Origin of the sequence: Streptomyces sp. NRRL S-495 (assembly GCF_000966955.1) — a bacterium.
GTDB lineage: Bacteria > Actinomycetota > Actinomycetes > Streptomycetales > Streptomycetaceae > Kitasatospora > Kitasatospora purpeofusca.
In genome coordinates this window covers 1-3,838 of sequence record NZ_JZWY01000965.1, presented here as the reverse complement: position 1 = coordinate 3,838, position 3,838 = coordinate 1, and the positions used below count along the sequence as shown (strand labels likewise).

Annotated in this window: 1 protein-coding gene; it reads left to right on the top strand. The window is 71.7% G+C overall.

Annotated features, from left to right (window positions below; genetic code table 11):
• Nucleotides 1-412 precede the first annotated feature (412 nt).
• Nucleotides 413-3,838: sensor histidine kinase (locus tag VR45_RS37140; protein ID WP_052709669.1), on the top strand; the 3,426-nt coding region annotated here is incomplete at its 3' end.

The window sequence follows — 3,838 nt, the reverse complement described above, 5'->3', positions numbered from 1 at the left end:
CCGCTGAGCGGAGTCCCAGGTCGGCGGCCCCGGCACCCCGTCGCACCGACGGGGTGCCGGGGCGCGTTCGCTTGCGGGGAGGTGTCGTCCGGGCGCCACGCGCAAGACCCTCGCATAAGCAGCGGATAACAGTTCGGTAGGCATTTCGTGATCAACAATGACTGTTTGTAGCGAATCAGCGTCGCTCAGCGCCAGAAGACCACAGTTTTGCTCCAAGTTGTCGGCGAATGTCCTAAATTGCACCGCGCACAGCGCCCACCAGCAGCTGTTTGTCCCCCATCCCTGCACGTGCTGAAATTCCAGCTACCCCTGGATCCCGTACGGCTGTCGCTCCGCTCCCCGGAGCACGCGGCCACCGGGGGTAGCGCTGGATTGATCCATGGCCGCCTGTCGGCCGAGAGGTAGTTGTCGAGTGAGGCGTAAGCAGCAGGTCGCCCCGCAGCGGCGCTCCGAGCCCCGCCAGAGCGAGCCGAACGGCACGGCACCGGAACCGGGCGGGTTCTCGGCGTTCACCCCGACCGAGGAGCGGCCCCAGGCCGCCCCGGCACCGCAGCCGCCCGGCACCGGGAAGGACCGCCCCGCGGGCGCCCCGGTCCTCGGGTCCGGCAGCGGCCAGGGCACGGACGGCGCCGGGCCGAAGAGCAGCCGGTACGACTTCGTGCGGCCGCGCAACTGGCGCGTGCCGGCCCGTCTGATCGCGATTCTGCTGATCCCGGTCATCATCGCCCTGGTCTTCGGCGGCCTGCGCGTCAACACCTCGATCGACGGCTTCGTCAAGGCCGACCGCGCCCAGCGCACCGCGGCCCTCGCCAAGGCCGCCACCGAGCTCTCCGAGGCACTGGAGAGCGAGCGCGACAAGACGCTCATACCCCTGATCACCAAGCAGGACCCGAACAACGACGTCACCAAGGCGCGCTCGACCACCGACGTCGCCCTCAAGGCGTACAACGCGGCCTACGAGGCGAGCGACAAGTCCGGCGAGCTCCCCCGGCGCCACGACGCGTTCCAGCAGATGGTCGTCTTCCTGCCCCAGCTGCGCGCCACCGCCTACAGCGACACGCTGTTCGCCTCCGCGACCGTCAGCGCCTACTCGGTGATGTTCGCCCCGCTGCTCGCCTACGACAACTCGGTCGGCCTCGGCTCCAGCAACCTCACCAGCAAGGGCCGCTCGATCTACGCGATGTCGCTGGCCAAGGCCTCCGCCTCGACCCAGCGCGCCCTCATGCTGCAGCTCCTGGTCGGCATCGCCGCCCAGAAGACCACGCGCTACGAGAACGTCGACCTCATCCAGCAGCTGCTGGTCGCCCAGCGCCTGGAGCAGACCGCACTCTCCGAGTTCAACACCGGCAGCGCCCCCGAGGACGCCAAGAAGTACGCCGACGCCCAGGTCGCCCAGGCCGTCGCCGACCAGCGGACCGCGTACCGGATGCCCAACGGCAGCGCCCCGACCATGGGCGGCCTGCTCAACATCGGTGCCGCCTACACCCAGGCCGCCGCCAACGGGCAGTCGCAGGGCCGCGAGGTGGCCGACCGCGCGTACAAGGAGGCCAAGGACGCCGGCCTCACCCCGGAGAACTGGAACCAGGCCGCCAACACCCACATCTCCAGCCTCCGCGCCACCGAGGTCGTGCTGCTGGACGACGTGCTCGCCGACGCCGCCGAGCTGCGCGACAACGCGCGCTTCGACGCCATCCTCAACTCGCTGATCGTCATCGTCGCGCTGGTCCTCGCCGGTGTGCTCACCGGCTACGTGGCCCGCTCGATGATCCTCGGCATGCGCACCCTGCGCAGCGCCGCGCTCGACATCGCCGACCACCGCCTGCCCGATCTGGTCGAGAAGCTCTCCAAGACCGACCCGGAGCGGGTGGACACCAACGTCACCCCGATCCCGCTGTACGGCAAGGACGAGATCGGCGAGGTCGCCCGGGCCTTCGACCAGGTCCACCGGCAGGCGGTCGCGCTCGCGGCCGAGCAGGCCCTGCTGCGAGGCAACGTCAACGCGATCTTCACCAACCTGTCGCGCCGCAGCCAGAGCCTCATCCAGCGCCAGCTGGCGCTGATCACGGACCTGGAGAACAACGAGGCCGACCCGGACCAGCTGGAGAACCTCTTCAAGCTGGACCACCTCGCGACCCGAATGCGCCGCAACGGTGAGAACCTGCTCGTCCTCGCGGGCGAGGAGGCCGGCCGCCGCTGGAACACCCCGGTCCCGCTGGTCGACGTCCTGCGCGCCGCCGCGTCCGAGGTGGAGCAGTACGAGCGCGTCGAGCTCTCCGGCATCCCCGAGGCCGAGGTCGTCGGCGCCGCCGTGACCGACCTCGTCCACCTGCTCGCCGAGCTGCTGGAGAACGCCACCACCTTCTCCAGCCCGCAGACCCGGGTGCTGGTCAACGCGACCCGCCTGCCCGACGGCCGGGTGCTGGTCGAGATCCACGACAAGGGCATCGGCCTCACCGCCGAGGACTTCGCGGAGATCAACGAGAAGCTGGCCGAGCCGCCCACGGTGGACGCCACGATCTCGCGCCGCATGGGCCTGTTCGTGGTCGGCCGGCTGTCCCAGCGGCACGACGTCCGCGTCCAGCTCCGCCCCTCCGGCGAGTCCGCGGGCACCACCTCGCTGGTCATGCTGCCGCCGTTCCTGACCCAGATGGCCGCGGCGCCGGAGCCCGAGGAGCAGTTCACCGTCTCCCGGATCTTCGCCGACCAGGAGCCGGCCGCCGAGTGGGCGCCCGACCGGAGCCAGGCCCGCAGCGCCGCCGAACTCGGTTTCGACGACCACCTCACCGGCCTCAACGGTGCCGGTTCCAGCGGCTTCAGCCCGGCCCTGGAGGCCGTCCAGCGCTCGCAGCGCCTGGACCAGGTCCGCCGCGCCGCGCTGGAGTCCGGCCCGGAGGGCGACCGGCCGGTGCTGGACGCCGAGGTCGAGGACGAGTACCCGGCGTACGGCCGTCGCAACGACGAGGACTACGGCCAGGACGCGCAGTACCCGCAGCAGGGCTACGAGCAGTCCGGCTACGCCGACGACCAGTACGGCTACCAGCAGGACGAGTACGGCCAGGACGCCGGGTACCAGCAGAACGGGTACCAGCAGGACGGGTACCAGCAGGACGGGTACGGCCAGTACCCGCAGCAGGGCTACGACCAGTACGGCCAGCAGGACGAGTACGGCCAGGGCGACGGCTACGACCGTTCCGGCTACGCCGGGGAGAACTACGGCAACCGGGCCGAGGAGGCCCCGGCGGGCCACCCGTACGCCCCGGAGCAGCCGGCCCTCCCGGCCGCGGCCGACGCCGGCTCGGCCACCCTGCCGTCCGGGCTGCCGCAGCGCCGCCCCGGCCAGCAGCTGGCCGGCGGCGGGTTCCCGTCCGGCCCGCAGGAGAGCGGCGAGACCCCCAACTGGTTCGCCGGCGCCAAGGACACCTCCTCCGCACCGGCCGAGCCCCGCGGCAGCCACGACGTGTCCGCCCTCGGCGGTTACGGGCCCACCGGCCCGACCGCGGCCGGCGGCCAGAGCTGGCAGTCGCCCAACGACGGCGACTGGCAGCGGGCGGAGAAGCTCCGTGAGCCCTCCTCCAGCGGCACCACCCAGGCCGGCCTGCCCCGGCGCGTGCCCAAGCAGAACCTGGTGCCGGGCAACGCCCAGCCCACCCCGCAGGACGGTCCGCAGGTGTCCCGCGCGCCCGAGGAGGTCCGCGGCCGTCTCACCAACCTGCGCCGCGGCGTCGAGCAGGGCCGCAGCGCCGGCAGTACCGGAAGCTTCCGGATCGACCCCGATCAGGTAGACCCGTCCGGCAACGGACAGCAGAATCGCAGCACCGATCTCTTCGGCGGCTCGAAC